Raw genomic sequence first — 26,321 nt, forward strand, 5'->3', positions numbered from 1 at the left:
TGAGCCCAGATAACCCTGCCGTTAACCTCTGTGCGTCGCTGCAAATTCAGCGATCGGGACTGCAAGCCCGCCGATAGTTTGTTAGGAGACCACTGGCAAACCTATAATCGCGTCGCTTCAATTGGCGACTATCGATTTATGGTAGCTGTGTGCGGGAGACCTTCGGGTCTGCCGAGGTCTCCTACTCGGTCTTGCAGACCCGCGCACAGCTGCCACCCATCATCTGCAAGTGATGCGGGCAGCTCCGATGTTTTAAGGAGATTCGTCATGGTCAAGGTTGTCCCCACGCACTCAGAAAATATCGATTCAGCATTCCCTCGTGAGCCGCTCATACAGCCCCAATTATTCATCCGTCATCACATTCAACTGCGGGCCACTCTGCAACATGCGGAGGCTTGGTTCTGTGCCCGAGACATCGGTCGTCTCATGGGGCTGGAAATCAATGCACGGCAAGTGCTCAAGCTGGACGAGGATCAGAGGCAGATGATGCATCTGTCCGGGCATGAAGGTGTTGACAAGGCGTTGATGCTGAGTGAATCCGGCGTCTATTCGATGCTGATCTATCACTACTCCCCTGAGAACCGACACCTTCGTCAATGGCTTACGCATCAGGTGGTGCCCTTGCTTCGGCAGGATGCCAGGTCGGTTGCAGACCCGCATTTGCGTTTACTCGCGTGTGCCGGAGAAACGGTGAGGCTCCTGCATTGGCGCAATGAGCCTTGGATCCGTATGCGAGATATGCCGTATTTGCTGACTGAGCAGGGCCGCAGTTACGGTTGAATATTCGGCTGGTCGCTATGGCGGTGTGTCAGTCAGCTTTGTATTGATTGATGCACCGCCTTCGCGAGCAGGCTCGCTCCCACATTCATCTTTTCGGTGTGCCTGATTATTTACCGTTGCCTTCGATGTGCCCCAACGGCACACGCTTTTCGACTGCGCTTGAAAGCACAATCGACGTCTTGCTGAACCCGAACTTCGCCACCCGATCGATCAACTCTTCCAGCTCCGGCATCGAGGCCACCGCCGCTTGCATGATCACGCACGGGTCGCCCGTGACCCGATGGCATTCGGTGATCTGCGGGATTTTGATCAGTTCATCGTAGGCCTTCTGGTTGCCGTGCTGGTTCAGGCGCAGTTCGATCACGCACTGGATCGGCAGGCCGATTTTCGCCATATCGATTTTTGCTTGATAACCGGTGATCACTCCGGCCGCTTCCAGTTTGGCCACGCGTTCGGCGACGGCGGGGGGTGAGAGGTTAACCTTGCGCGCCAGATCAGCGTAGGACGCGCGGCCGTTTTCCAGAAGTGCGCCGAGCAGCATGCGGTCGTATTTGTCCAAGGCGAACTCCTGAAATGGCCAGACTTTCGAAATCGCGGCTTAACCCGGCGATCTCCGTGATTTCAAAAGTGTACCGGCGCGATAAACAGGTTTTGTAGCTTATTTTCGCGCGGCGGCCTTTCTAGAATAACCAGTCCACAGAAATCTGACTGTCGAGCTGCCCATGCCTGCCTTGCGCCGTTTTTCCCTGCCGTTGATCGCTGCGTTTTTTGCGTTGTACGTGATTTGGGGATCGACCTATCTGGTGATCCGCATCGGTGTCGAATACTGGCCGCCGCTGTTGCTGGCCGGGGTGCGTTTCGTCATTGCCGGCAGCTTGATGTACGCGTGGCTGCGCTGGCGCGGGGCTCCTGCGCCGAGCTGGGCGCAGTGGAAAGCGGCGGGGCTGGTCGGCATTCTGCTGCTCAGTTTCGGTAACGGCGCGGTCAGCGTCGCCGAGCACACCGGTGTGGCCTCGGGTGTCGCCGCGCTGGCGGTGGCGACTGTGCCACTGTTCACCTTGCTGTTCGGCTATTTCTGGGGCGCGCGTAATACGCGGCTGGAATGGGCCGGTGTGGCGCTGGGGATCATTGGCATCGCCATGCTCAACATGGGTTCCAACCTGCAATCGAGTCCGCTCGGCGCGGTGTTGCTGATCTTCGCGGCGGCGAGCTGGGCGTTCGGTTCGGTGTGGAGCAAGCATCTGCCGCTGCCCGCAGGGGCGATGGCCAGTGCTGTGGAAATGCTGATTGGCGGCGTGGTCTTGCTGATCGGCAGCGCGCTGAGCGGCGAGCACCTGCAAGCGATGCCGCCGCTCGAGGGTTGGCTGGCGCTGGCCTATCTGATTTTCTTCGGCTCGATCATCGCCTTCAATTCCTACATGTATCTGCTCAAACACGTACGCCCAGCGGCAGCGACCAGTTATGCCTACGTCAACCCGGCAGTGGCGGTGTTGCTCGGCGTGGTGTTTGTCGGCGAGACCATCGGCATCGAAGAAGCGCTGGCGATGCTGGTGATCATCAGCGCCGTACTGCTGATCAGCCTGCCGCAGTGGCGCCGGCCGGCGCAGCCACCGGTGGAAGAGGCGAAAGCCGTTCCGACGGAAGCGCGTACGAATTAGGGTAAACTGCGCGGCATTGCATCCCCGCGTGATTTTTTCCTACGGTATTCCCATGACTTTCGCCTCCCTTGGCCTGATCGAACCCTTGCTGCGCTCCCTCGAGACGCTCGGCTACCAGACCCCGACGCCGGTGCAGGCGCAAGCCATTCCGGCGGTGCTGGCCGGTCGCGACCTGATGGCAGCGGCCCAGACCGGTACCGGCAAAACTGCCGGTTTCGCCTTGCCGCTGCTGCAGTTGCTGGCCATGCAAGGGCCGAAAGTCAACGCCAACTCGGCGCGTGCGCTGATTCTGGTGCCGACCCGCGAGCTGGCCGAACAGGTCCACGAAGCCGTGCGCCAATACGCGGAAAACCTGCCGCTGCGCACTTATGCGGTGTACGGCGGTGTCAGCATCAACCCACAGATGATGAAGCTGCGCGGCGGCGTCGATGTGCTGGTGGCGACGCCCGGTCGCTTGATCGACCTGTTCCGTCAGAACGCGCTGAAACTGGATCAGCTGCAAACGCTGGTGCTGGATGAAGCCGATCGCATGCTCGATCTGGGCTTCTCCGAAGAACTGGCGAATATCTACCGCATGCTGCCGAAAAAGCGCCAGACCCTGCTGTTTTCCGCAACCTTCTCTGATGACATCCGCCTGCTCGCCGGACAGATGCTCAACGATCCGCTGAGCGTCGAAGTCAGTCCGCGCAATGTCGCCGCCAACACGGTCAAGCAGTGGGTCGTGACAGTGGACAAGAAGCGCAAGGCCGAGCTGTTCGTGCACCTGATGCGCAAGAACAAGTGGAAGCAGGTGCTGGTGTTCGCCAAAACCCGTAACGGCGTCGATGCGCTGGTGGAAAAACTTCAAGGCCTGGGTGTGAATGCTGACGGCATCCATGGCGACAAACCGCAGGCTACCCGCCAGCGCGCACTGGACCGTTTCAAACTCAGTGAAGTGCAGATTCTGGTGGCGACCGACGTGGCCGCCCGGGGCCTGGACATCGAAGATCTGCCGCTGGTGGTCAACTTCGATCTGCCGATCGTCGCCGAGGACTACATTCACCGCATCGGCCGCACTGGCCGCGCGGGTGCCACCGGTGAGGCGATCTCGCTGGTGTGTGCCGATGAAGTGAACATGCTCTCGGCGATCGAAATGCTCACGCGCCAGACTCTGAAGCGCCAGAACGAACCGGATTTCGAACCCGAGCACCGCGTGCCGGATACCGATGCCAGCGGTCAGGTGATCAAGAAGCCGAAAAAACCGAAGAAGCCGAAAGTGTCGGGCGGTGGCGGCAAGCGCAATCTGGGCAAGTGGGTCGACAGCGGTGAGACCTCGGCACCGGAGCCATCGATCAAGCCAGTGCGTAAAGTGCCGGTGTTCAATACCGGGCCGCGCAAGCGCAAGCCTTGAGATCAAAAATCAAAAGCCCCTCACCCTAACCCTCTCCCAAAGGGAGAGGGGACTGATTGGGGGATGCTTCACCTCGATCGGCTCCCTCTCCTCGGGGAGAGGGCTGGGGTGAGGGGCAGGGGCGACTCAGTTCCCCCGCCGTAACCACTCCAACATCCCAAAACCCGCCGCCCGTCCGCTGGCAAAACACCCGGTCAGCAAATAGCCACCGGTTGGCGCTTCCCAGTCGAGCATCTCGCCCGCACAAAACACGCCCGGCAACGCCTTGAGCATCAAACGCTCATCCATCGCTTCGAACCTGACGCCACCGGCGCTGCTGATCGCCTCGTCCAGCGGCCGGGTTTTCACCAGGGTCAGTGGCAACGCCTTGATCGTTCGCGCCAAGAGCGCCGGATCGGCGAATGTCTCGGCATCGGTCAGCTCGCGCAACAACGCGGCTTTTACCCCATCAACCCCGACCTGACTGTGCAGATGCTTGGCCATTGAGCGCGAGCCGCGGGGTTTGCTCAGCGTCGCCTGCAATTTATCCACAGGGCGGCCGGGCAGCAGGTCGATGTGAATAACCGCCGCGCCGTAGCGATTGATTGCCTCGCGAATCGGCGCCGACAGCGCATAGATCAGGCTGCCTTCAATCCCGGTCGCGGTGATCACGCATTCGCCTAGACGCGGGATATCGTCGTTCAAGCCGATGGCGATGTTTTTCAGCGGCGCGCCGGCGAATTTGCTCACCATCAGATCGCTCCAGGCCTGGACCTCGAAGCCACAGTTGCTCGGCTGCAGCGGCGCCAGATCCACGCCACGTTGCTCCATCGGCAACATCCACGCGCCATCCGAACCCAGGCGCGACCAGCTGCCGCCGCCGAGGGCGAGCAGGGTGGCGTCGGGGTTTACGCTGACTTCACCTTCCGGGCTGGCGATGCGCAGCGCGCCGTTGGCGTCCCAGCCGAGCCAGCGATGGCGGGTGTGGATAACCACGCCGCTGTCGCGCAGGCGTTTGAGCCAGGCGCGCAACAGCGGCGCGGCTTTCATGTCGGTGGGGAATACGCGGCCGGAACTGCCAATAAAGGTTTCGATGCCCAGCTCGTGAATCCACCGGCACAGCGCATCGGCATCGAATGCGCGCAGCAGCGGGGCGATTTGCGGCGCGCGTTCGGCGTAGCGCGCGAGGAACGCCGGGTAGGCTTCGGAGTGGGTGATGTTCATGCCGCCGACCCCGGCCAGCAGGAATTTGCGCCCCACCGAGGGCATGCCGTCATAAAGATCGACGCGGACTCCGGCCTGGCTCAGCACTTCGGCGGCCATCAGGCCGGCGGGGCCACCGCCGATGATGGCGACGTGGGTGTTGGCGGGGACGGAATTCTGGGTCATGGGCGTGCGCTGCGGTATGGCGGGACAAGGCGCGCATTCTAACAGCCGAGCCCTCTGTAGGAGCTGCCGCAGGCTGCGATCTTTGCTGTGGATTTTGCAGCAAGATCAAAAGATCGCAGCCTTCGGCAGTTGCTACGGGTTATCCACAGGCAGTTCCACAGCGATTGTAGGTCACGCAGCCTGTTTCAGTGACAGCCGTGTGAATCCCAGACCCGTTGCGCGCTGTGATGGAGGATGCCATGGCGGCGGGCGAGGGCGTGGCGGTCCTTGCTGTAGCCACCGCCGATCACACCGACCACCGGAATGTCCCGGCCCAGGCAATGCCGCATCACCCGTTCATCGCGCGCGGCAACGCCCTCGTCGGTCAGTTGCAGGTAACCGAGGGCATCATCTTTGTGCACATCGACGCCGGCGTCGTAGAGCACCAGATCCGGTTGATACAGCGGCAGCAGGTAGTTGAGTGTGTCATCGACCACCTGCAGATAATCGGCATCGCCCATGCCCTTGGGCAGGGGAATGTCCCAGTCGCTGTGGGCCTTGCGTGCGGGAAAATTCTTCTCGCAGTGCAGGGAAACGGTAACCGCCTCCGGCGTGTCGTGCAGAATCCGCGCGGTGCCGTCGCCCTGATGCACATCGCAGTCGAAGATCAGCACGCGATTGACCCGGCCGCTCTGCAACAGGTACTGACTGATGATTGCCAGGTCATTGAAGATGCAGAACCCAGCCGGGTAATCGTAATGGGCGTGATGGGTGCCGCCGGCCAGATGACAGGCCAGGCCATGCTCAAGGGCTTTCTCTGCCGCGAGGATCGAACCGCCCACCGCACGCACGGTGCGCCGCGCCAGCGCTTCGTTCCACGGCAGGCCGAGGCGCCGTTGGTCTTCGCGGGACAACTCGCCGCTCATGTAGCGTTCGATATAGCTGCGGTCATGGGCGAGGGCGAGGATGTCGTTGGGGCAGATCTGCGGGCGCAACAGGTCGGCGTCGCGGGTCAGGCCGCTATCGACCAGGTGATCGCGCAACAAACGAAACTTGTCCATGGGGAAGCGGTGATCCGCCGGGAACTCGGGGCTGTAGTCTTCGTGATAGATCAACGGCAAGGGCATGGCTTGTTTCGCGCAGAACCTGGGAACAAGTGAGCGATCCTACCAGCGATGTAGACTCAACGGCATGGAAATGGAGGGGACGATGGAGCCGATACTGGAGCTGCAAAGCGCGCGCTTGTTGATGCGTCAGTGGCAGGACGAGGATTTGCCGGCATTCGCCGCGATGTGCGCCGATCCGCAGGTGATGCGCTACTTTCCGGCGCCATTGACCCGGCTGGAAAGTGCCGCGCTGATCGGCCGCGTGCGCGGGCATTTCGCCGAGCATGGTTTTGGCCTGTGGGCGCTGGAGCGTAAGGACACGGGCGAGTTCATCGGTTTCACCGGGCTCGGCGTGGTCGGCTTCGATGCGCCGTTCACCCCGGCGGTGGAGATCGGCTGGCGTCTGGCCAAGGAGCATTGGGGCCTGGGCTACGCCAGTGAAGCGGCGTGGACCGCGCTGCGCGCCGGCTTCGACCGCTTGAAACTGGAGGAAATCGTCTCGTTTACCGCCGAGCAGAATGCCCAGTCGGAAAAGGTCATGCAGGCGATCGGCATGCATCACGACCCGCAGGACGATTTCGATCACCCCAGGCTTGCGCCCGATCACCCGTTGCGCCGACATGTCCTGTATCGCATCAGCCGCGAACAATGGCTGCAAACCTTGCATGAATAAGCCGACCCGGACGTTTACAATGGCCGCCATTGTATTGGCCCGTGCCAGAACCTGAATCGTCCGTCGCAGCCAAGACTGCGCGGCCATTGCGTTGTGTGAGGAGAGTCTGAATGAGCCAAGTGCTGGAAGATCTGGTCGATCTGCTGACCCTGGAGCCGATCGAAGAAAACCTGTTCCGTGGCCGCAGCCAGGATCTGGGGTTCCGCCAGTTGTTCGGCGGTCAGGTGCTCGGACAGTCGCTGTCGGCGGCCAGTCAGACGGTGGAAGAGGCGCGCCACGTGCATTCGCTGCACGGTTATTTCCTGCGCCCGGGCGATGCCAAGTTGCCGGTGGTGTATTCGGTTGATCGCGTCCGTGATGGCGGCAGCTTCAGCACCCGCCGGGTCACGGCGATCCAGAAGGGCCACCCGATCTTCACGTGCAGCGCTTCGTTTCAGTACGACGAGCAAGGCTTCGAGCATCAGGGCCAGATGCCCGTGGTGGTCGGCCCGGAAAACCTGCCGTCGGAACTGGAACTGACCCAGCAGCGTGCGCACCTGATCCCCGAGCACATGCGCGAAAAACTGCTGTGCCCGAAACCGATCGAAGTACGTCCGGTCACCGAAAAAGATCCGTACAACCCGCAACCGGCCGATCCGGTGAAGTACGTGTGGTTTCGCGCTGACGGCGCTCTGGCCGACATCCCGGCGCTGCACAAATACCTGCTGGCCTACGCCTCGGACTTCGGCCTGCTGACCACTTCGATGCTGCCCCACGGCAAATCGGTCTGGCAGAAAGACATGCAGGTCGCCAGCCTCGATCACGCGCTGTGGTTCCACAATGACCTGCGTGCCGATGACTGGTTGCTCTACGCGATGGACAGCCCATGGGCCGGCAATTCCCGCGGTTTTTCCCGTGGCAGCGTGTTCAACCGTGCCGGGCAACTGGTCGCTTCGGTGACTCAGGAAGGCCTGATCCGCCATCGCAAGGACTGGGCATGAGCCTGACGGAGGTTCGCCATTGGGTGTTCGACATGGACGGCACGCTGACGGTGGCCGTGCATGATTTCGCGGCGATTCGCGTGGCGCTGGCGATTCCGCCGGAGGACGACATCCTCAGCCATCTCGCCGCCTTGCCAGCGGATGAAGCAGCGGCCAAACATGCCTGGTTGCTCGAGCATGAACGCGATCTGGCACTGGGCTCGACCCCGGCCACCGGCGCGGTTGAGCTGGTGCGTGACCTGCATGCGCGGGGTTATCGCCTCGGCATTCTCACGCGCAATGCGCGGGAGCTGGCGCACGTGACGCTGGAGGCGATCGGTCTGGCTGACTGTTTCGCGGTCGAGGATGTGTTGGGGCGCGACGAAGCACCGCCAAAGCCGCATCCCGGCGGTTTGCTGAAACTGGCCGAGGCCTGGCAGGTGCCAGCGAGTGACATGGTGATGGTCGGCGATTACCGCTTCGATCTGGATTGCGGTCGCGCGGCGGGGGCGCGGACGGTGTTGGTGAATCTGCCGGATAACCCGTGGCCGGAATTGACCGATTGGCATGCACAGGATTGTGTTGAGTTGCGGCGGATGCTTCAGGCTTAAGAGATTTGCTGTTAGTGATGCCCTCATCGCGAGCAGGCTCACTCCTACAATTTGGAATGCGTTCCCCTGTAGGAGTGAGCCTGCTCGCGATAGCTTCGGCACATTCAGCACAAAACCTACTGATCAAACAAAGCCTTCTGCCCCTCCGCCGACGTCAACATCCCATCCCCGTCATGCCCAACGCCCGGCACTTCCACCAGCCGCTGATTGACCCCCTCAGGATGGCGGCGCAGCAGATAGCCGAAATACAGCTTGCCGCGCATCAAGCGGTAAGCCCCTTGCGCCTCGGCCGCGCAGCTCTTGTCCAAGGCCGGATGTTCCGGGTCGACATCCTGCTGGCCGAGCAGATAGATCACCTCGCGTTTGACGTAACTGCTCTCGACCTGCAACGGCGTTTGCCCGCCGGCATACACCGGCATGTCCGCCAGTCCATATTTCCAGCGATTGAAACCCGGGCATTGCGCGTGATCGAACGCCACCGGCCGATGCTCGTTGAAGTACGCATAAGAAGAAGGATTGGCGACTACAAAGCGCAAGCGAATGCCGTTGGCCTTGAGCGCTGGCTGATCCTTGGCCAGCAACGCGTAGCGCTGCACCACCTGACCACCGCCGGAGTGGCCGAAGATCACGATCTGCTTCACGTCCGGAAACTGTTTGCGGTCGCTGACCCGCGCGACGATTTCATCCAGCGCGGCATAGGAACTCAGCGGATTCGGCCCGGTGGACAAGCCGCCGCCCATCCACTCGTTGCCTTGCCAGCGCAGCACCGTCGGCGGCAAGGAATACAGGGTGACGTCGCTTTCATTGAGAAATTGCGGGGCGATCACCAGCGTGTGCGCGGTCTGCCCGGCGAGTTCGGCGGCGCTTTGCGCGCTTTTGCGATAGGTCTCGGCGTTGCGCAAGCGACCGTGAATGACGATCAGTACGCGCTCGATTTTCTCCGGCGCCGGGCCGATGCCCACTGCCATTTCCCCGGCCTTGAGCTGCAGGCGACCGGGGCTGATCGCATCGACGCCGGCCGCTTGCGCGGTGCCGGCGATGAACAGTAACGCCACAAGCCATTTATGCATTTACAGGGTTTTCGCCGCGAAGGTGTCGCACTGGCTTACCTGGCCTTGCGCGAATCCGGTTTTGAACCAGCGCACCCTTTGCGCCGACGTACCGTGGGTAAACGAGTCCGGCACCACGCGGCCCTGACCCTGTTGCTGCAGGCGATCATCGCCGATGGCGTTGGCGGCGTTCAAGGCTTCTTCGATGTCGCCGGGTTCCAGCCAGTTCAGGCGCTTCTGCGCGTTATACGCCCAGACGCCCGCGAGGCAGTCGGCCTGCAATTCCTGACGGACCAGCAGGCCGCCGTCGCCTTCCATTTGCCGACCTTGCTGACGCGCCGTCTGCATCTTCGCCGACACGCCCAGCAGTGTCTGCACATGGTGACCGACCTCGTGCGCGATCACGTAAGCCTGAGCGAAATCGCCGGCGGCTTTGAAGCGCTGCGACATTTCCTGGAAGAAGGCCATGTCCAGATAGACCTTCTGGTCGGCCGGGCAATAGAACGGGCCGGTGGCAGAAGTGGCCATGCCACACGCCGAATTCACCCGATTGCTGAACAGCACCAGTGTCGGGTCTTTGTATTGGCGTCCGGCCTGCTGGAAGATCGGACCCCAGGTGTCTTCGGTGTCGCCGAGGATCGAACGGACGAATTCGGCCTGTTCATCATTGGCCGGCGGTGCCTGGCGGGTTTGCGAGGTGGGTGCCGGTTGGTCCATCTGTCCGGTCAACTGACCGAGAATCTGCAGCGGATCCTGGCCGGTCAGCCAGCCGATGCCGACGATCAGCACGATGGCCGTCAGGCTCAGGCCCTTGCCGCCACCGAAGCGCATGCCACCGCCACCGCCGGTATCATCACCCCGGGCATCGACGACGTTGTCACTGCGTCGGCCTTTTTTCCATAGCATGTGGGAATCCTCTTTATTGCGGGTGATGAGTCAGGTGATGAGTGTTGCCGCTGTGTGAGTGTGGCGCCAGTCCGGTCGTCCGTCCATTCACACGCGCCCACGTGGTGCGGGCTTGTTATTGACGGTCGGCGGGGCGGCGAATTCAATCCCGAGAAGAATTTATCCCGGCCAGGTCATGAACCGGCTGTTTCGACAGCAGTCTGTGATGTTGCAGACTTGCCGAGAGCCGAAGTGGCGGGAATCTTGCCTCACGGTTTTGCTCAACGGCGGTTTCCCGGCGAAGAAGATGGCAACCTGTGCGGTTGCTGAAAGCTGCGCCGACTATGATTGCCACACCGATTGCCGCCAGCGCGAACGCTCGCCTGGGTATTTTTTCAGAGATTGCCAATGACCGTCAGCACCCCGCTCTCCGGTGTCAACCAGCCCTTCAAGGGGATCCTGCTGATTGTCGTGGCGACGTTCCTGTTTTCCAGCCACGACGCCTTGTCCAAATACCTGTCCGGGTTCTATCCCATCGTGATGGTGGTGTGGGCGCGCTATGTGGTGCACACCCTGTTGATGGCGGGGATTTTTCTGCCGCAATCCGGCTTGCGTGTGCTGCGCACCAAAAAACCGTTATGGCAGCTCGCCCGTGCCCTGTGTCTGCTCGGCACCAGCCTGTTTTTCACCACGGCGCTGTTGTACATCCCGCTGGCGGAAGCCACGGCGGTCAACTTTCTCGCACCGGTGTTGGTCACCGCATTGTCGGTGCCGCTGCTCAAGGAACGGGTGACGCGCGGGCAGTGGATCGCGGTGATCTGCGGTTTCATCGGCGTGCTGATCATCGTCCACCCGGGTGGCGAACTGTTCACCCCGGCGATCCTGCTGCCGTTCTGTTCGGCGCTGTTTTTCTGCTTCTACCAACTGCTGACGCGCAAGCTCGCCGAAGTCGACAGCCCGACCACCAGCAACTTCTTCGCCGGGCTGTGCAATACCCTGGTGATGAGCGCGCTGGTGCCGTTCTTCTGGCAAGTGCCGAGCCTGCCACACGCCGCGCTGATGCTGGCGCTGGGCAGCTGCGGGATGACTGCTCACCTGTTTCTGACCCAGGCCTTCCGTCACGCAGCACCAGCCTTGCTGGCGCCGTTCGGCTATTGCCAGATCGTCTTTGCCGGGTTGTTGGGCTGGCTGCTGTTCAGTCACACGCCGAGCGGGCTGACGGTGATTGGTATTGCGGTGATCTGCTGCAGCGGATTGGCGGCGGCGTGGCAGCAGAGCCGGCGCTGAAGAAACGCAAATCCCCTGTAGGAGTGAGCCTGCTCGCGATGACGGTGTATCAGTCAACATAAGTGTCGATTGAAATACCGCTATCGCGAGCAGGCTCACTCCTACAGGGGGGGGGCGATACAGGCAGGTTATTCGCTAACGGTCGGAATCTTGCGCGGTGCCATGAAATACATCCACGTCAGGGCGAGGAAGTACATCGCCGGAATCAGCGTGAACAGCACCGTGTAGTTGTTGTTGGTAACGGTGAGAATGTGGCCGACGATCTGGGTCATGAACATCCCGCCGATCGCCGCGCACATGCCGCCGAAGCCGAACACCGTGCTCATCATGTGCTTGGGCGTGTAGTCCATCACCAGGCTCCAGATGTTCGCGGTCCAGGCTTGATGCGCGCCGATGGCCAGGGAGATTGCAGCGACGGCGACCCACAGATTGGCGGAACCCGCGGCCATGACCACGCCGATGATGCAGCAGGCAAACAGCAACATCGACAGCAGCCGCGCCTTGATCGAATTCATTCCGCGACCGATCAGGAACGAGGACAGGATCCCGCCGCCGACACTGCCGAAGTCAGCCGTGACGTAGATGATGATCAGCGGAATACCCATCTGCGTCACGTTGATGCCGAGGTTGTATTGCTGATTGAGAAACGGCGGCAGCCAGTACAGATAGAACCAGAACACCGGCGCAGTCAGCGAGTAGGCGAGGGCGAAGGCCCAGGTGCCGCGCATGCGCAGGATCTTGCTGAATGGCACGCGGGCCTGTTCCGGTTCGACTTGCTGCTGGATGTAATCGAGTTCCGATTGTTTCACCCGTGGGTGATCTTCCGGGTTGAAGTATTTCAGCCCCCAGAACAACAGCCAGATCCCGCCGAGTGCGGCCATGCACAGGAACGCCGCCTGCCAGCCCCACGCATGCAGGATCAGCGGCAGCAGCATCGGCGTGAACATCGCGCCGACGTTGGTGCCGGCGTTGAAGATGCCGGTAGCGACTGCACGTTCACCGGCCGGGAACCACAGGCGCGTGGTTTTCACACAGGCCGGGTAGTTGGCGGCTTCAGTCAGGCCGAGGATGAAGCGGCAGACCATGAAGCCGGCTGCCGAAGTCGCCAGGCCATGGGCGCCGGTGGCGAGGCTCCAGAGCAGCACGGCGCAGAAGAACACGCGCTTGACGCCGACCCGGTCGATCAACCGTCCTTGCAGGACAAACCCGATCGCGTAGCCGACCTGGAACCAGAAGTTGATGTTGGCGTAGTCCATCGCCGTCCAGCTCATTTCCTTGGCGAGGATCGGCTGCATGACGCCTAGGGCGGCGCGGTCGATGTAGTTGAGGGTGGTGGCAAAAAATACCAGCGCCAGCATGCCCCAGCGGGTCTTGCCGACCGCCATGGCGCCGCGGATCTTGTCGCCGATGCCACCCGTGGCAGTGCTCATGGCCGGAGCCATGCGGGAAGTCTGTGAAGGAATCATGTGTTCCACCCGTTTTTGGATTTGTTATTTGGTGTTCTTTACGGTCGAACACCTTGTCCGGTGGTTAGTGGCCGGACTCGATGTGCAACCGATGTTGGGCAGTGAACAAAAAATCGTCAATTCGCCAAATCGCCATAGTGTTCGATAATCGCACGCAAAACTAACCGGGTAGTACACTTTAAATTGCTGCGCGCAGGGATGCAGCCAATAATTTCCCTCACTATAAAAACCCATTCCCTCGTAGGAGCTGCCGAAGGCTGCGATCTTTTGATCTTGATCTGAAAAGCAATATCAAACGATCGCAGCCTTCGGCAGCTCCTACACAAAAGCGGCGCAGTCCGGGAGTTGAAACATGCAGCGTTCCATTGCCACCGTTTCCTTGAGCGGCACCCTGCCGGAAAAACTCGAAGCCATTGCCGCCGCCGGGTTCGACGGCGTGGAGATTTTTGAAAACGACCTCCTGTACTACGACGGCAGTCCCCGCGAAGTTAAACAGATGTGCGCCGATCTCGGCATCGCCATCACCCTGTTTCAGCCGTTCCGTGATTTCGAAGGCTGCCGCCGTGATCGCCTGGCCCGCAACCTGGAGCGCGCAGAGCGCAAGTTCGACCTGATGCAGGAACTCGGCACCGATCTGGTGCTGGTCTGCAGCAATGCTTCCGCCGACAGCCTGGGCGATCAACAGATTCTCGTCGATGACTTGCGCCTGCTGGCCGAATGCGCCGGCGCCCGCGGCTTGCGCATAGGTTACGAAGCGCTGGCGTGGGGCCGGCACGTCAACACTTATCAACAGGTCTGGGACATCGTCCGTCAGGCCGATCACCCGAGCCTCGGCGTGTTGCTCGACAGCTTCCACACGCTGTCGCTGAAGGGCGATCCAAGCGCCATCGCCGATATTCCCGGCGACAAGATCTTCTTCGTGCAAATGGCTGACGCGCCGATTCTGCAGATGGATGTGCTGGAGTGGAGCCGGCATTTCCGCTGCTTCCCGGGGCAGGGCGAATTCGATCTGCCTGGGTTTCTCGCGCCGATCATCAAGAGCGGCTATAGCGGGCCGTTGTCGCTGGAAATCTTCAACGACGGCTTCCGTGCCGCGCCGCCACGGGCCAACGCCGCCGACGGTTTGCGTTCGCTACTTTATCTGGAAGAGAAAACCCGTCAGCGTCTCGAGCAGGAATCGACGCTGGTGGCCAACCGCGACATCCTTTTCGAAACGCCGCAGGCCAGCGAATACAACGGCGTTGAGTTTCTTGAGTTTGCCGTCGACGAAGCGCTCGGGGCTAAGCTCGGTCACTGGCTGCAACGCCTCGGTTTTGCCAAGGCCGGGCAGCATCGCTCCAAGAATGTCAGCCTGCTGCGTCAGGGCGATATCAATCTGATCCTCAACTGCGAACCTTATTCGTTCGCCCACAGCTTCTTCGAAGCCCATGGCCCGTCGCTGTGCGCCACGGCTGTGCGGGTCAGGGACAGCGCCAGTGCACTGGCCCGCGCGGTTGCTTACAAGGGGCAGCCGTATCGCGGGCTGGTCGGGCCGAATGAACTGGAACTGGCGGCGGTGCGCGCACCGGACGGCAGTCTGATTTATCTGGTCGACGAGGACGCCGACGTTTACGGGACCGATTTCAATCTGCTGCCGGACGCACAGACCGGCGGCGGCCTCAAGCGAATCGATCACATGGCCATGGCGCTGCCGGCCGACAGCCTCGACAGTTGGGTGCTGTTCTACAAGAGCCTGCTGGATTTCGAGGCCGACGACGAAGTGGTGCTGCCCGATCCGTACGGTCTGGTGAAGAGCCGCGCACTGCGCAGCCGCGACAGTTCGATCCGGCTGCCGCTGAATATCTCCGAGAACCGCAACACCGCGATCTCCCACGCGTTGTCGAGTTATCGCGGCTCCGGTGTGCACCACATCGCGTTCGATTGTGACGACATCTTTGCCCAGGTCAGTCGCGCCAAAGAGGCTGGAGTGCCGCTGCTGGACATTCCGCTGAACTATTACGACGATCTCGCCGCGCGTTTCGATTTCGACGATGAGTTTCTCAGCGAGCTGGCCTATTACAACGTGCTCTACGACCGTGACGCCCAGGGCGGCGAGCTGTTTCATGTGTACACCGAGCCGTTCGAAGGGCGCTTCTTTTTCGAGATCATCCAGCGCAAGAACGGTTACGCCGGTTATGGCGCGGCCAACGTTGCCGTAAGGCTGGCGGCGATGGCCAAATCCCGCAGCGGCGCGGCGCGTCAGGCGAAGTTGTAGGGAATTCGTAAACGCGGGATTAAACACGGGCCGCGCGGCTTCCTTCACTGTCCCGCGCGGCCCATAATCGCCAGCTTGTGCAGTGATGGCCGTGAGCCCGCGATGACCATGAATTCAGAACTTTCCGCCGCTGCTGTCGAGTCCGACGCAGTGCCGCGCAAGAGTCGCAAGAACAACCCGGAAAAGACCCGCGAAAACATCCTGCAGGAGGCGATCGTCGAGTTCGTCCAGCAGGGCTTGTCCGGTGCCCGCGTCGACGCGATCGCCGAGCGCATCCACACCTCCAAGCGCATGATCTATTACTACTTCGGCAGCAAGGAGCAGTTGTACGTCGAGGTGCTGGAGAAACTCTACGGCGATATCCGCAGCACGGAAAATCGCCTGCACCTGGACGAACTGCCGCCCGAACTGGCAATCCGCCGACTGGTGGAGTTCACGTTCGATCACCACGACCGCAACGTCGATTTCGTGCGCATCGTCAGCATCGAAAACATCCACAACGCCGAGTACGTGAAACGTTCCGATGCGATCAAGGCGCTGAACAACACGATCCTCGACACCTTGGGCGGGATTCTGCAACGGGGGGCGGACGAAGGTTTGTTCCGGCGTGGCATCGATGCGCTGGACGTGCACCTGCTGATCAGTTCGTTCTGCTTCTATCGCGTGTCGAACCGCCACACGCTGGGGGAAATCTTCCAGATCGATCTGCCGGACGAAACCATCAAGCAGCGCCACCGCGAGATGATCTGCGAATCGGTGTTGCGCTACCTGCAGGCCTGACACATCCCACCCTGTAGGAGTGAGCCTGCTCGCGATGGCATTCCGTCAGCCAATGCATCTATTGGCTGATACACCGCTATCGCGAGCAGGCTCACTCCTACAGGGGGCGGCAGGGCTCAGCCATTCATGCTCTGAAAGTGCTCAAGCATGCGCTGCGCATCCGGCACCACGCCGCTGAACAGTTCAAACGCCTTGACCGCCTGAAACACCGCCATGTTGCCGCCATCAAGCGTGCGGCAGCCCAGAGCCCGGGCGTCGCGCAGCAATTCGGTTTCCAGCGGGAAATACACAATCTCAGCGACCCACATTGCCTTGCGCAGCAACTGCGCCGGCACCGGTGTACCTGGCAGCTTGGCCATGCCCATCGGCGTGGTGTTGACCAGGCCGTCGGCCTGCGCCAGCGCCCCGGGCAAATCCCGCCCGGCTTGCGCGCGACCGGCGCCAAAATGTTGATTCAGATTGTTTGCCAGACTTTCCGCGCGCTCGCGATCGACATCAAAAATCGTCAATTGCCGTACGCCTTCACTGAGCAGCGCGTGGGCCACCGCCGCGCCGGCGCCGCCAGCACCCATCTGGACTACATGTTCGCGGGCAGCGTCTGGCAGACCTCGGCGAAAACCTTCGGCGAAACCGAGACAATCGGTGTTGTGGCCAATACGCTTGCCATCCTTCAGCACCACCGTGTTCACTGCGCCGATCCCTCGGGCTTCCGGCGACAATTCATCGAGCAGCGGGATGATTGCCTGCTTGCATGGAAAAGTGATGTTGAGGCCGGTGTAGTTCATCCGCTCGGCCGCTTGCAGCAAGTCGGGCAGCGCCGTGCTGTCGAGGCGCAATTGATCGAGGTCGATGAGTTGGTAGAGATAACGCAGGCCCTGCGCATCGCCCTCGTGTTCGTGCAGTGCCGGCGTGCGCGAAGCCTGAATCCCGGCGCCGATCAGCCCGGCGAGTATCACTCTGGAACGTGACATGGCCTTCACCCCCGCAACCGCTGACTGAAATGTTCCAGCGCCAAGCGATAACCATGGCTGCCGAATCCGCACATCACCGCCGTGGCAATGCCCGAAACAAACGAATGATGACGGAACGGCTCACGGGCGTGGACGTTGGACAGATGCACTTCAATCACTGGCAGCTCGCTGGCGACCAAGGCATCGCGAATCGCTACCGACGTATGCGTCCACGCCGCCGGGTTGATCACGATCCCGGCGCAACGACCGCGCGCCGCGTGAATCCAGTCGAGCAGCTCGCCTTCATGATTGGTCTGGCGAAACTCTACGGTCAGGCCAAACTCGTCAGCCGCGCGACCACACAGCGCGGAAATGTCCGCCAGGGTTTCATGACCATAAGTCGCCGGCTCGCGGGTGCCGAGCAGGTTCAGGTTCGGGCCGTTGAGCACCAGAACGATAGGGGACATGGGGGTAACTCCACTTATTGTTTTTGGCATCGGCCGAGAGGTTTCAGCCTGTGGAGATAAAATGTACTAGATGGTTACATCGGTCAATTGAACAGAAATGACCTGGGCGTTTTATGTTCGGTGATCGCACAGGCAAATTCAGGCGAGCCCTGATTTCAAGACGTAAAGACAGCTTTTCTTACGTTTTTTCCAATCAATTCCCAAGCCCCGCTCCCCATGCCCGCTCGCCTTGGATGACCTCCGACACGTTCGCTCGTGGCAACCGGTTGTCGGACTCGAAAGGAAAATCGAGTTTGGAAATCCATTAACCTAACGGATGGGTTAGCATGAAGATATGCAGCTACAAAGGAATGTCGATTCGCATCATGTTGAGAGGCGAACACTGCCCACCCCACGCCCATGTAGATGCGGGTGCCTGGAATGCCCGCATCCGGTTCAGCTTCTGGCACAACGAAGTTGATCTGTGGGACGTCGTGCTGCTGTCCCGTCGACCGCCGCTCGCCGTGCTGAACGGCTTGTGCCTGTCACTTGGACAACCGGCGCACCTGCGTCGAGCACACGGGATCTGGTGGTCGGGCTTGCAGACCGTTTGTCTCGATAACCAGATATGGGATTGCCAAACAAACGAAGTGCCCGTGATGAAACCAGTCACCGACCAGATCTACCGGATCGGATCGGCGCGCTATCACCCAGAAGCAGACAAGGTGCTGCTGACCTTGATCGGCAAGTTGGAAGGAGTTGAAATCGAATTATGAAAGTCATCAAGGCAAAACCATCGGCGCATCGTCCCCTGACGGAAGAAATGCTCGATGCCGCCATCAAACTTGGCGAAGCACGACAAGCCAGCAGTTTGCAGGCAGTATCCGTGAGGCTCGAAGAATCCTCTCTGGCTATTCGTTTCGAGGACGGCAGCGGTGTGTTGTTGCCGGTAAAGCAGTATCCGGAGTTCGACGGGTTTGAAGCAGCCGATTATGAAAGCCTGACGATCGGCTTCGCCGGCACTGCGCTGTGCCATGAGGGTAAAGACCTGGATATTTCCATTGCCGGAATGATTTCGGCGAACCCGTCGCTCATGCGGATGGCGGCGTCGGTCGTTGCTTCGCGCAACGGGCGTCAAAGCAGCGCTGCAAAATCAGCAGCCGCACGAGCCAATGGCAAGAAAGGCGGGCGTCCACGTAAAACCGATATCGCGCCATAGCACCCACAAAAAAGCCGTCAATCACGACGGCTTTCTCTTCCCAGCTTCCGGCAATCAACGCCGGGTCAGCAGCACACCGGATTCCATGTGGTGGGTCCACGGGAACTGGTCAAACATCGCGCATTGAGTGATGCGGTGGGTGTCGTGCAGTTGGGCGATGTTGGCGGCCAGGGTCTCCGGGTTGCAGGAGATGTAGAGGATGTTGTCGAAGCGTCGGGTGAGTTCACAGGTGTCCGGGTCCATGCCGGCGCGCGGTGGGTCGACGAAGACGCTGCCGAATTCATAGCTCTTCAGATCGATGCCGTGCAGGCGGCGGAACGGGCGCACTTCGTTGAGCGCTTCGGTCAGTTCCTCGGCGGACAAACGCACCAGCGTGACGTTATCCACCGCATTTTCGCTGAGGTTGCTCAGGGCCGCGTTGACTGAAGTCTTGCTGATTTCGGTAGCGAGCACTTTGCGTACGCGGGTGGCCAGCGGCAGGGTGAAGTTGCCGTTGCCGCAGTACAACTCCAGCAGATCGTCGCTGCGATCGCCCAGCGCTTCGTATGCCCAATTGAGCATCTTCTGGTTCACCGTGCCGTTCGGCTGGGTAAACGCGCCTTCGGGCTGGCGATAGCTGAAAGTGCGACCGCCGACTTCGAGTTTCTCGACGACATAGTCCTGGCCAAGCACTTCGCGCTTGCCCTTGGAGCGGCCGATGATGCTCACACCGAGATCGGCCGACAACTGAGTCGCCGCCGCGTGCCAGTGCTCGTCCAGCGGACGGTGGTAGCACAGGGTGATCATCCCGTCGCCGGCCAGCGTGGTCAGGAATTCGACCTGGAACAGCTTGTGGCTCAGCGCCGAACTGGCCTGCCACGCAGCCTTCAACTGCGGCATCAACTGGTTGATGCGCAGGCTGGCGATCGGGAATTCTTCGATGAGGATCGGCGTGCGTTTGTCATCCTGAGAGAACATCGCGTAGTGCCGCTCGCCGCCCTCGCGCCACAGGCGGAATTCGGCGCGCAGGCGGAAGTTCTGCAGCGGCGAATCAAACACCGTCGGCTCGGGTGCATCGAACGGCGCCAGCAGCTCACGCAGACGTGTGACCTTGGCTTCGAGTTGTTCGGCGTAGGCTTGGGAATCGAAAGTCATGCGTTGAACCAACCCAACTTGATCACAAACAGAATCGACAGGATCACCAGTGCCGGGTTCAGCTCACGGGCACGGCCGGAGAGCAACTTGATGGCGGTCCAGGCAATGAAGCCGAAAGCGATGCCGTTGGCGATCGAATAGGTGAACGGCATCGCCAGTGCAGTGACCACAACCGGCGCGGCGACGGTGATGTCATCCCAGTCTATTTCCGCCAGGCCGGAAGTCATCAGCACGGCGACGAACAGCAGCGCTGGTGCGGTGGCGAAAGCCGGCACGCTGGCCGCCAGTGGCGAGAAGAACAGCGCCAGCAGGAACAGGATCGCCACGACAATGGCGGTCAGGCCAGTGCGGCCACCGGCACTGACGCCGGCCGCGGATTCGATGTAACTGGTGGTGGTCGAAGTGCCCAGCAGCGAACCGGCCATGGCCGCCGTACTGTCGGCGATCAGCGCGCGGCCCATTTTCGGCATGTGGCCGTCCTTGCCCATCAGGCCGGCGCGCTTGGCGACGCCGATCAGGGTCCCGGAGTTGTCGAACAGGTCGACGAACAGGAAGGCGAAAATCACGCTGACCAGACCGATGTCCAGTGCACCTTTGATGTCCAGTTGCAGGAAGGTCGGCGCCAGCGACGGCGGCATTGACAGGATGCCGCCGAACTCGGTGACGTTCAGTGCGATCGAGGCGATGGTGACGGCGAGAATGCCGATCAGCACCGCGCCGCGCACTTTCAGCGCTTCGAGGGCGACAATTACCGCGAAGCCGACTGTGGCGAGAATCGGCGCCGGTTTGGTCAGATCGCCGAGACCGACCATGGTCGCCGGGTTGCTGACTACGATCCCAGCGTTGTGCAGGGCGATCAGTGCCAGGAACAGGCCGATACCGGCGGCGATCGCCGAGCGCAATGGCAGCGGGATGGCGTTGATGATCCATTCACGGATGCGGAAGATCGACAGCAGGAAAAACAGCACGGCGGAAATGAACACCGCACCCAGCGCCACCTGCCAGGTGTGGCCCATGTGCAGGACCACGGTGTAGGTAAAGAAGGCATTCAGGCCCATGCCCGGAGCGAGGGCGATCGGGTAGTTGGCGATCAGGCCCATCACGGTCGAGCCGATCGCGGCCGCCAGACAGGTGGCGACGAAGATCGCGCCTTTGTCCATGCCGGTCTCGCCGAGGATGCTCGGGTTGACGAACAGAATGTAAGCCATGGCCAGGAAAGTCGTGACGCCCGCGAGAATTTCGGTGCGCACGTTGGTGTTGTGTGCCTTGAGTTGAAACAGCCTTTCCAGCATGTCTGCTCCCCGTGGCGCGCGTGGCGCCGTGAATGTATCGACCTCAACAGCAAAGCACAGACCGTCGCAAGCGCCTGGAAAATTGTCGTGGGCCGGAAAAAGCCGCGCATCATACCAGCCGCGTGAGGAATTTGGCGGATGTTGGTGTCGATCGTCGGCGAAGTTTTGCGCAGCAGACAACTGCGCCATACTGCGCGCTGATTTTTCGGAGTGGGCAGGCATGCGCAACGGCGGGATGAAGATTTTCGGATGGATTGCAGCACTGCTGGTGGCAGTCCCGGCGTTCGCGGCTTCGGCGCCGCCATTGACCCAGGTAAAGGTCATCAAAGTGCAGTCGCCGTCCTGTGGCCTGGAAGATATCGCCGATAACCAGGCGCAAACCCAGTGCAATCACAACGGGCCGAACATCAAGGTCTACGTGCTGGAAGTCGGCTATGGCCAGAACCAGCCGCAAGTGACTCTGGATGGCTTCGAGGTCAACGGCACCCGAGGCCCGGTGTGTGCCTTCGATAATGGCAATCTCACCGAATGCACGCCCGGCAGCAAAACCGTCGGTTCTCTTTATACCTTCGATCTGGCCGGTAAACAGGAAGGCACCTTCAGCTTCAGCAACACCTCGCTCAACGCGCCGCGCAACATGATGTCGACCCAGCTTTACATCAAGTAACGGCTGTCTTCGAACAGGGTGGGATAAAGCTGACTACGCTTTACAGACTACCCAGCGGAAAGCGCCCATGACTGCCAGAGCCCTGATTGCCCTCGCCGAGGGCATCGACGATTTGCAAAGCGTGACCCTGATCGACGTGCTGCGCCGCGCCGGTATCGAAGTGATCGCCGCCAGTATTGAAGGCCGGCGCATGCTGACCTGCGCGCGGGGGACCCGGCTGACCGCCGACGGCATGCTCGTCGATGTACTCGCGCAGCGCTTCGACCTGATCGTCCTGCCGGGCGGTGCCGTCGGCTCCCAGCATCTCGCTGCGCACCAGCCCTTACAGCAATTGCTCAAAGACCAAGCCAGCGCCGGCCGACTGTTCGCCGCCATCGGCGAAGCTCCGGCTGTCGCACTGCAAGCATCAGGCGTGCTGCGCCAGCGACGTATGACCTGCCTGCCCGGCGCCAGCCATCAGTTGTCGGGCTGTACATTTGTTGATCAACCGGTGGTGGTCGACGGCAACTGCATCACCGCCCAAGGCTCGGGGGCTGCGCTGGAGTTTGCCTTGACCCTGGTCGAGCAGCTCAGTGGCAAGGCACTGCGGTTGAAGGTGGCGGGGGGGGTGATGGCCTGAAGGGTCAGCCGTGGGCTGCGAGGGGTTCTATCATTGGTTGCTCACGGTGCTCCGCTTGCCAAAGGTCGTAGTCGGTTTGAACACCTAGCCACACGCGCGCCTTGCCAATCCCTGCACGCTCAAGTCGTACTGCCAGATCCGGGCTGATTGGCGCGTGTCCGTGCAGTACGCGCGAAAGGTGCGGGCGTGCAAAGCCAAGGTGCCGGGCTAATTCGCTCACGCTGATGCCAAGCTCGGGCAAGACATCCAGCAGCAGGGTTTCACCGGGGTGTGGCGGGTTGTGCATGGGCATGAGCCTGCCTCCTGTCAGTGGTAGTCCAGATAATCGACCAATTCGATATCCGAACCGACAAAACGAAAGATCACTCGCCAGTTGCCTGAAACGCTGAGCGACCAATATTCGCTTAGCTCACCTTTCAAAGGATGCAGGCGCCAGCCGGGCAAGTCCAAGTCCCCGGGAAGCGTCGCTCGATCCATGAACTGCAACATGCGCGACAGCCGTTTTGCATGCTCGGCACGAATTCCACGAGTCGTACCTGTTTCATAGAAGCCACGAAGGCCTTTGTGCTGAAAGGATTTGATCATGGCGGCGAGTGTAAGGCGATACATTACACCCAGTGCGGTAACTATGTACCGCACGTTGTCGCTTGATATGCGCTTGGCAGGTGAGTTTTTCCAGAAAACTCAGACCTTCTCCTCCACCGGCACATGCATCCGGTCCCGGTTCGCCAATGTCGGAAACAGCTTGATCCACGTCCCCGTCACCACCAGCGTGCCGATTCCGCCCATGACCACCGCCGGCACGGTGCCGAACCAGTGGGCGGTGAGGCCTGATTCGAATTCGCCCAACTGGTTCGAGGCACCAATGAACAGGCCGTTCACCGCGCTGACCCGACCGCGCATTTCGTCGGGGGTTTCCAGTTGGACGAACGAGGCGCGGATCACCATGCTGATCATGTCCGCGGCGCCGAGCACCACCAGTACCGCCAGCGAGAACCAGAACGAGGTCGACAGGCCAAAGGCGATGGTGGCGACGCCGAAGATGCCGACGGCGGTGAACATCACCCGTCCGACATTGCGTTCCACGGCAAACCGCGCCAGGAACAATGACATCAGCAACGCGCCCACCGCCGGCGCCGAGCGTAGCAGGCCGAGGCCCCACGGGCCGGTCAGCAGAATGTCCTTGGCGAATACCGGCAGCAACGCCGTGGCGCCGCCAAGCAACACGGCAAACAGGTCCAGCGAGATCGCGCCGAGGATGTCCGGGCGGCTGCGGATGAAGCGAATCCCCGCCAGCAGCGAGTCCAGCGTGGCTTTGCCTTTGTTCAGCGGCGTCTGGCGTGCCGGCAGGTTGAGCATCAGCAAGCAGGCGATCACATACAGCAACACGGTCGGGCCGTAGACCCAGACGCTGCCGAATGCATAGAGCAAACCGCCGAGGGCCGGGGCGACGATGGTCGCCGATTGCTGCGCCGATTGCGCGGCGGCGACCGCCCGCGGGAAGAGCGCACTCGGGACGATGCTTGGCAACAGCGCCTGGGTCGTGGGCATCTCGAACGACCGCGCCGCCCCCAGGAGAAAGGCGAGGATGAAGATCATTTCGCGGGTGACGTGATCAGTGGCACTGCCGATGGCCAGCGCCAGGGCAATCAATGCCTGCAACGACTGACAAAGCGCGGCGACCTTGCGCCGGTCATAGCGATCGGCGACGTGCCCGGTGTGCAGCATGAACAATACGCGAGGGGCAAATTCGACCAGGCCGACCAGGCCCAGATCCAGCACGTTGCCGGTCAGTTGATAGAGATTCCAGCCAATCGCCACGGTGAGCATCTGAAAACCGCTGGCGGTGAAAATCCGCGCCAGCCAAAAGGCCATGAACGGACGATGGTGACGTAACAGCAGGGGCTCTTGAGTGGGCATCTGAAGGCAGGTCTTGGACGAGTGAACGGCGAGATTATCACCAGTCTGTAACAGGAAGTTGCTACGAGAAAAAATTCAGTCAGATGTGCATCAATCTTTTTGGGTTCACCAGGCCAGAACCTTGCTGCGCCAATGAGACAACTTGTCACGCGGCAAACGACCACGCAGTTCATTGGCAAAAATGGGACTACTCTTTCAACGTTGCTTGATCCAGATCAAGACCCCGACCGGAACTGATCTGACGGCCAGTTGGCCAGACTCCCTGCGTAGCGATGGTTGTAAAAAAAGAACGAATCCGAATTCGCCGCACTCCATATCCGTGGGGGCAGTGGTGCAGGCCTCCGGGTCCGCTACCCGTACTACCTGACAGAGGAAGCCATATGTTCGGTTTAGAGGCTCTCGATCTCGCCCGAATTCAGTTCGCGTTCACCATCTCGTTCCACATTCTGTTCCCGGCCATCACCATTGGCCTGGCGAGTTACCTGGCGGTGCTCGAAGGCCTGTGGCTGAAAACCCGCAACGATACCTACCGTGACCTCTACCATTTTTGGTCGAAGATCTTCGCCGTCAACTTTGGCATGGGCGTGGTTTCCGGTCTGGTCATGGCCTATCAGTTCGGTACCAACTGGAGTCGTTTCTCCGACTTCGCCGGTGCTGTTACCGGGCCGTTGCTGACCTATGAAGTGCTCACGGCGTTCTTCCTTGAAGCCGGTTTCCTTGGCGTGATGCTGTTCGGCTGGAACAAGGTCGGGCGCGGCCTGCACTTTTTTTCGACGGTGATGGTGGCGATCGGCACGTTGATTTCGACCTTCTGGATCCTCGCCTCCAACAGCTGGATGCAGACTCCGCAAGGTTTTGAGATCGTCAACGGCCAGGTCATCCCGACTGACTGGCTGGCGATCATCTTCAATCCGTCATTTCCTTACCGGCTGATGCACATGGCCACCGCCGCGTTCGTCGCGACAGCATTCTTCGTCGGCTCTTCGGCAGCTTGGCATTTGCTGCGCGGCAGGGACAACCCGGCGATCCGCACCATGCTGTCGATGGCGATGTGGATGGCGCTGATCGTCGCGCCGATCCAGGCAGTGATCGGCGACTTCCACGGCCTCAACACGCTCAAGCATCAGCCGGCAAAAATCGCTGCGATCGAAGGCCACTGGGAAAACCATGGCGACGAAGCGACGCCGCTGATCCTGTTCGGCTGGCCGGACATGAAAGAAGAACGCACGAAGTTCGCCGTGGAGATTCCCTACCTCGGCAGCCTGATTCTCACGCACTCGCTGGACAAGCAGGTGCCGGCACTCAAGGAATTCCCGCCGGAAGACCGGCCGAATTCGACCATCGTGTTCTGGTCGTTCCGCATCATGGTCGGCCTTGGTTTCCTGATGATCTTCACCGGTCTGTGGAGTCTGTGGCTGCGCAAGCGTGACTCGCTGTACACCTCGCGGCCGTTCCTGCATCTGGCCTTGTGGATGGGGCCGTCCGGCCTGATTGCGATTCTTGCCGGCTGGTTCACCACGGAAATCGGCCGTCAGCCATGGGTCGTGTACGGCTTGATGCGCACCGCAGATGCTTCGTCCAACCACAGCTTCATGCAGATGAGCATCACCCTGATCATGTTCGTCGTGATCTATTTCGCGCTGTTCGGCGCAGGGCTTGGCTACATGATGCGTCTGGTACGCAAGGGGCCGAAGATCAGCGAGGGCAGCGAAACGCCGGACGGTGGTCCAGGCAAGAAACGCACCCCGGCGCGTCCGTTGTCCGCAGCCGACGATCCGGCCGAGGGCGAGCACGAAGACAACACTCGCTTGACCAAGGAGATTTGACTC

Annotated in this window: 27 protein-coding genes; 14 read left to right on the forward strand and 13 right to left on the reverse strand. The window is 60.8% G+C overall.

Annotation, left to right across the window (positions count from 1 at the left end; genetic code table 11):
* Positions 1-267: 267 nt before the first annotated feature.
* The gene (locus QRN33_RS17250; protein ID WP_285409417.1) at positions 268-780 is read left to right on the forward strand and encodes a BRO-N domain-containing protein; all 513 of its coding nucleotides are present in this window, start codon (positions 268-270) and stop codon (positions 778-780) included.
* A gap of 106 nt (positions 781-886) precedes the next feature.
* On the opposite strand, the gene QRN33_RS17255 is transcribed toward QRN33_RS17250, so the two are convergent.
* The gene (locus QRN33_RS17255) at positions 887-1,339 is read right to left on the reverse strand and encodes an Lrp/AsnC family transcriptional regulator (RefSeq protein WP_252873399.1); all 453 of its coding nucleotides are present in this window, start codon (positions 1,337-1,339) and stop codon (positions 887-889) included.
* A gap of 163 nt (positions 1,340-1,502) precedes the next feature.
* Here QRN33_RS17255 and yedA point away from each other — a divergent pair, with 163 nt between their 5' ends.
* Positions 1,503-2,438, forward strand: a complete 936-nt coding sequence (gene yedA / locus QRN33_RS17260; protein ID WP_252880822.1) for a drug/metabolite exporter YedA — start codon at positions 1,503-1,505, stop codon at positions 2,436-2,438.
* A gap of 52 nt (positions 2,439-2,490) precedes the next feature.
* The gene (gene rhlE1, locus QRN33_RS17265) at positions 2,491-3,828 is read left to right on the forward strand and encodes an RNA helicase RhlE1 (protein WP_065615631.1); all 1,338 of its coding nucleotides are present in this window, start codon (positions 2,491-2,493) and stop codon (positions 3,826-3,828) included.
* A 126-nt stretch (positions 3,829-3,954) separates the two neighbouring features.
* On the opposite strand, the gene QRN33_RS17270 is transcribed toward rhlE1, so the two are convergent.
* Both QRN33_RS17270 and QRN33_RS17275 read right to left on the reverse strand, forming a co-directional pair.
* On the reverse strand, positions 3,955-5,196 hold the full coding sequence (locus QRN33_RS17270; protein ID WP_285409418.1) for a TIGR03862 family flavoprotein: 1,242 nt from the start codon (positions 5,194-5,196) through the stop codon (positions 3,955-3,957).
* Between the two features lie 185 nt (positions 5,197-5,381).
* Positions 5,382-6,302 (reverse strand): histone deacetylase family protein, encoded by a 921-nt coding sequence (locus QRN33_RS17275; protein WP_285409419.1) that lies wholly within the window; start codon positions 6,300-6,302, stop codon positions 5,382-5,384.
* Between the two features lie 82 nt (positions 6,303-6,384).
* Between QRN33_RS17275 and QRN33_RS17280 the strand changes: the two genes are divergently transcribed.
* From QRN33_RS17280 to QRN33_RS17290, 3 genes are all read left to right on the forward strand, one after another.
* A complete protein-coding gene (locus QRN33_RS17280; protein WP_042610544.1) occupies positions 6,385-6,954 on the forward strand; it encodes a GNAT family N-acetyltransferase in 570 nt (189 codons plus the stop codon).
* 110 nt (positions 6,955-7,064) lie between these two features.
* Positions 7,065-7,934: an acyl-CoA thioesterase II gene (gene tesB / locus QRN33_RS17285; RefSeq protein ID WP_042610543.1), complete on the forward strand. Its 870-nt coding sequence runs from the start codon at positions 7,065-7,067 to the stop codon at positions 7,932-7,934.
* Positions 7,931-8,524, forward strand: a complete 594-nt coding sequence (locus tag QRN33_RS17290) for an HAD family hydrolase (protein WP_064364080.1) — start codon at positions 7,931-7,933, stop codon at positions 8,522-8,524. The genes tesB and QRN33_RS17290 overlap by 4 nt, the downstream gene beginning before the upstream one ends.
* A 116-nt stretch (positions 8,525-8,640) precedes the next feature.
* Here the strand turns inward: QRN33_RS17290 and QRN33_RS17295 are convergent, their stop codons facing one another.
* Positions 8,641-9,594, reverse strand: coding sequence for an alpha/beta fold hydrolase (locus QRN33_RS17295; protein ID WP_285409420.1), 954 nt, complete (start codon positions 9,592-9,594; stop codon positions 8,641-8,643).
* Positions 9,595-10,479, reverse strand: coding sequence for a KPN_02809 family neutral zinc metallopeptidase (gene ypfJ, locus QRN33_RS17300; RefSeq protein ID WP_285409421.1), 885 nt, complete (start codon positions 10,477-10,479; stop codon positions 9,595-9,597).
* Positions 10,480-10,866: 387 nt separating this feature from the next.
* On the opposite strand from ypfJ, the gene QRN33_RS17305 reads away from it, so the two are divergent.
* Positions 10,867-11,745, forward strand: coding sequence for a DMT family transporter (locus QRN33_RS17305; RefSeq protein WP_064364083.1), 879 nt, complete (start codon positions 10,867-10,869; stop codon positions 11,743-11,745).
* Positions 11,746-11,873: 128 nt separating this feature from the next.
* Here the strand turns inward: QRN33_RS17305 and QRN33_RS17310 are convergent, their stop codons facing one another.
* Entirely contained in the window at positions 11,874-13,211 is a 1,338-nt protein-coding gene (locus QRN33_RS17310) for an MFS transporter (protein ID WP_042610538.1), read from the reverse strand.
* 352 nt (positions 13,212-13,563) lie between these two features.
* Here QRN33_RS17310 and quiC point away from each other — a divergent pair, with 352 nt between their 5' ends.
* Both quiC and QRN33_RS17320 read left to right on the forward strand, forming a co-directional pair.
* Positions 13,564-15,465: a 3-dehydroshikimate dehydratase QuiC gene (quiC, locus tag QRN33_RS17315; protein WP_285409422.1), complete on the forward strand. Its 1,902-nt coding sequence runs from the start codon at positions 13,564-13,566 to the stop codon at positions 15,463-15,465.
* 102 nt (positions 15,466-15,567) lie between these two features.
* Positions 15,568-16,245 carry a TetR/AcrR family transcriptional regulator gene (locus QRN33_RS17320; RefSeq protein WP_042610536.1) on the forward strand — a complete coding sequence of 226 codons (678 nt, stop codon included), beginning with the start codon at positions 15,568-15,570 and terminating at the stop codon, positions 16,243-16,245.
* A gap of 116 nt (positions 16,246-16,361) precedes the next feature.
* Here QRN33_RS17320 and QRN33_RS17325 read toward each other — a convergent pair whose 3' ends face one another.
* Positions 16,362-17,216, reverse strand: a complete 855-nt coding sequence (locus QRN33_RS17325; RefSeq protein ID WP_285409423.1) for a shikimate dehydrogenase — start codon at positions 17,214-17,216, stop codon at positions 16,362-16,364.
* A 5-nt stretch (positions 17,217-17,221) separates the two neighbouring features.
* Complete coding sequence (gene aroQ / locus QRN33_RS17330) at positions 17,222-17,662, reverse strand: type II 3-dehydroquinate dehydratase (protein WP_042610534.1); 441 nt, start codon at positions 17,660-17,662, stop codon at positions 17,222-17,224.
* Positions 17,663-17,988: 326 nt separating this feature from the next.
* Between aroQ and QRN33_RS17335 the strand changes: the two genes are divergently transcribed.
* Together QRN33_RS17335 and QRN33_RS17340 are read left to right on the forward strand one after the other, a co-directional pair.
* A complete protein-coding gene (locus QRN33_RS17335; RefSeq protein ID WP_285409424.1) occupies positions 17,989-18,417 on the forward strand; it encodes a DUF4160 domain-containing protein in 429 nt (142 codons plus the stop codon).
* A complete protein-coding gene (locus QRN33_RS17340) occupies positions 18,414-18,860 on the forward strand; it encodes a DUF2442 domain-containing protein (RefSeq protein WP_042610532.1) in 447 nt (148 codons plus the stop codon). Before QRN33_RS17335 ends, QRN33_RS17340 begins: the two co-directional genes overlap by 4 nt.
* A gap of 54 nt (positions 18,861-18,914) precedes the next feature.
* Here QRN33_RS17340 and trmA read toward each other — a convergent pair whose 3' ends face one another.
* Together trmA and QRN33_RS17350 are read right to left on the reverse strand one after the other, a co-directional pair.
* Positions 18,915-19,994: a tRNA (uridine(54)-C5)-methyltransferase TrmA gene (gene trmA, locus QRN33_RS17345; RefSeq protein ID WP_285409425.1), complete on the reverse strand. Its 1,080-nt coding sequence runs from the start codon at positions 19,992-19,994 to the stop codon at positions 18,915-18,917.
* Positions 19,991-21,286 (reverse strand): NCS2 family permease, encoded by a 1,296-nt coding sequence (locus tag QRN33_RS17350; protein ID WP_064364088.1) that lies wholly within the window; start codon positions 21,284-21,286, stop codon positions 19,991-19,993. Before QRN33_RS17350 ends, trmA begins: the two co-directional genes overlap by 4 nt.
* A 220-nt stretch (positions 21,287-21,506) precedes the next feature.
* Here QRN33_RS17350 and QRN33_RS17355 point away from each other — a divergent pair, with 220 nt between their 5' ends.
* Together QRN33_RS17355 and QRN33_RS17360 are read left to right on the forward strand one after the other, a co-directional pair.
* Positions 21,507-21,953 (forward strand): DUF4879 domain-containing protein, encoded by a 447-nt coding sequence (locus tag QRN33_RS17355; RefSeq protein WP_042610529.1) that lies wholly within the window; start codon positions 21,507-21,509, stop codon positions 21,951-21,953.
* Between the two features lie 67 nt (positions 21,954-22,020).
* Positions 22,021-22,572, forward strand: a complete 552-nt coding sequence (locus QRN33_RS17360) for a DJ-1 family glyoxalase III (RefSeq protein WP_285409426.1) — start codon at positions 22,021-22,023, stop codon at positions 22,570-22,572.
* Between the two features lie 4 nt (positions 22,573-22,576).
* Here QRN33_RS17360 and QRN33_RS17365 read toward each other — a convergent pair whose 3' ends face one another.
* From QRN33_RS17365 to QRN33_RS17375, 3 genes are all read right to left on the reverse strand, one after another.
* A complete protein-coding gene (locus tag QRN33_RS17365) occupies positions 22,577-22,864 on the reverse strand; it encodes a HigA family addiction module antitoxin (protein WP_016773085.1) in 288 nt (95 codons plus the stop codon).
* A 14-nt stretch (positions 22,865-22,878) separates the two neighbouring features.
* On the reverse strand, positions 22,879-23,157 hold the full coding sequence (locus QRN33_RS17370) for a type II toxin-antitoxin system RelE/ParE family toxin (RefSeq protein ID WP_083354354.1): 279 nt from the start codon (positions 23,155-23,157) through the stop codon (positions 22,879-22,881).
* Positions 23,158-23,256: 99 nt separating this feature from the next.
* On the reverse strand, positions 23,257-24,492 hold the full coding sequence (locus QRN33_RS17375; protein WP_042610527.1) for an MFS transporter: 1,236 nt from the start codon (positions 24,490-24,492) through the stop codon (positions 23,257-23,259).
* Positions 24,493-24,872: 380 nt separating this feature from the next.
* Between QRN33_RS17375 and QRN33_RS17380 the strand changes: the two genes are divergently transcribed.
* Positions 24,873-26,318 (forward strand): cytochrome ubiquinol oxidase subunit I, encoded by a 1,446-nt coding sequence (locus QRN33_RS17380; RefSeq protein ID WP_042610526.1) that lies wholly within the window; start codon positions 24,873-24,875, stop codon positions 26,316-26,318.
* The last annotated feature ends 3 nt before the right edge of the window (positions 26,319-26,321 follow it).

Source organism: Pseudomonas sp. FR229a (assembly GCF_030209115.1).
GTDB lineage: Bacteria > Pseudomonadota > Gammaproteobacteria > Pseudomonadales > Pseudomonadaceae > Aquipseudomonas > Aquipseudomonas moraviensis_A.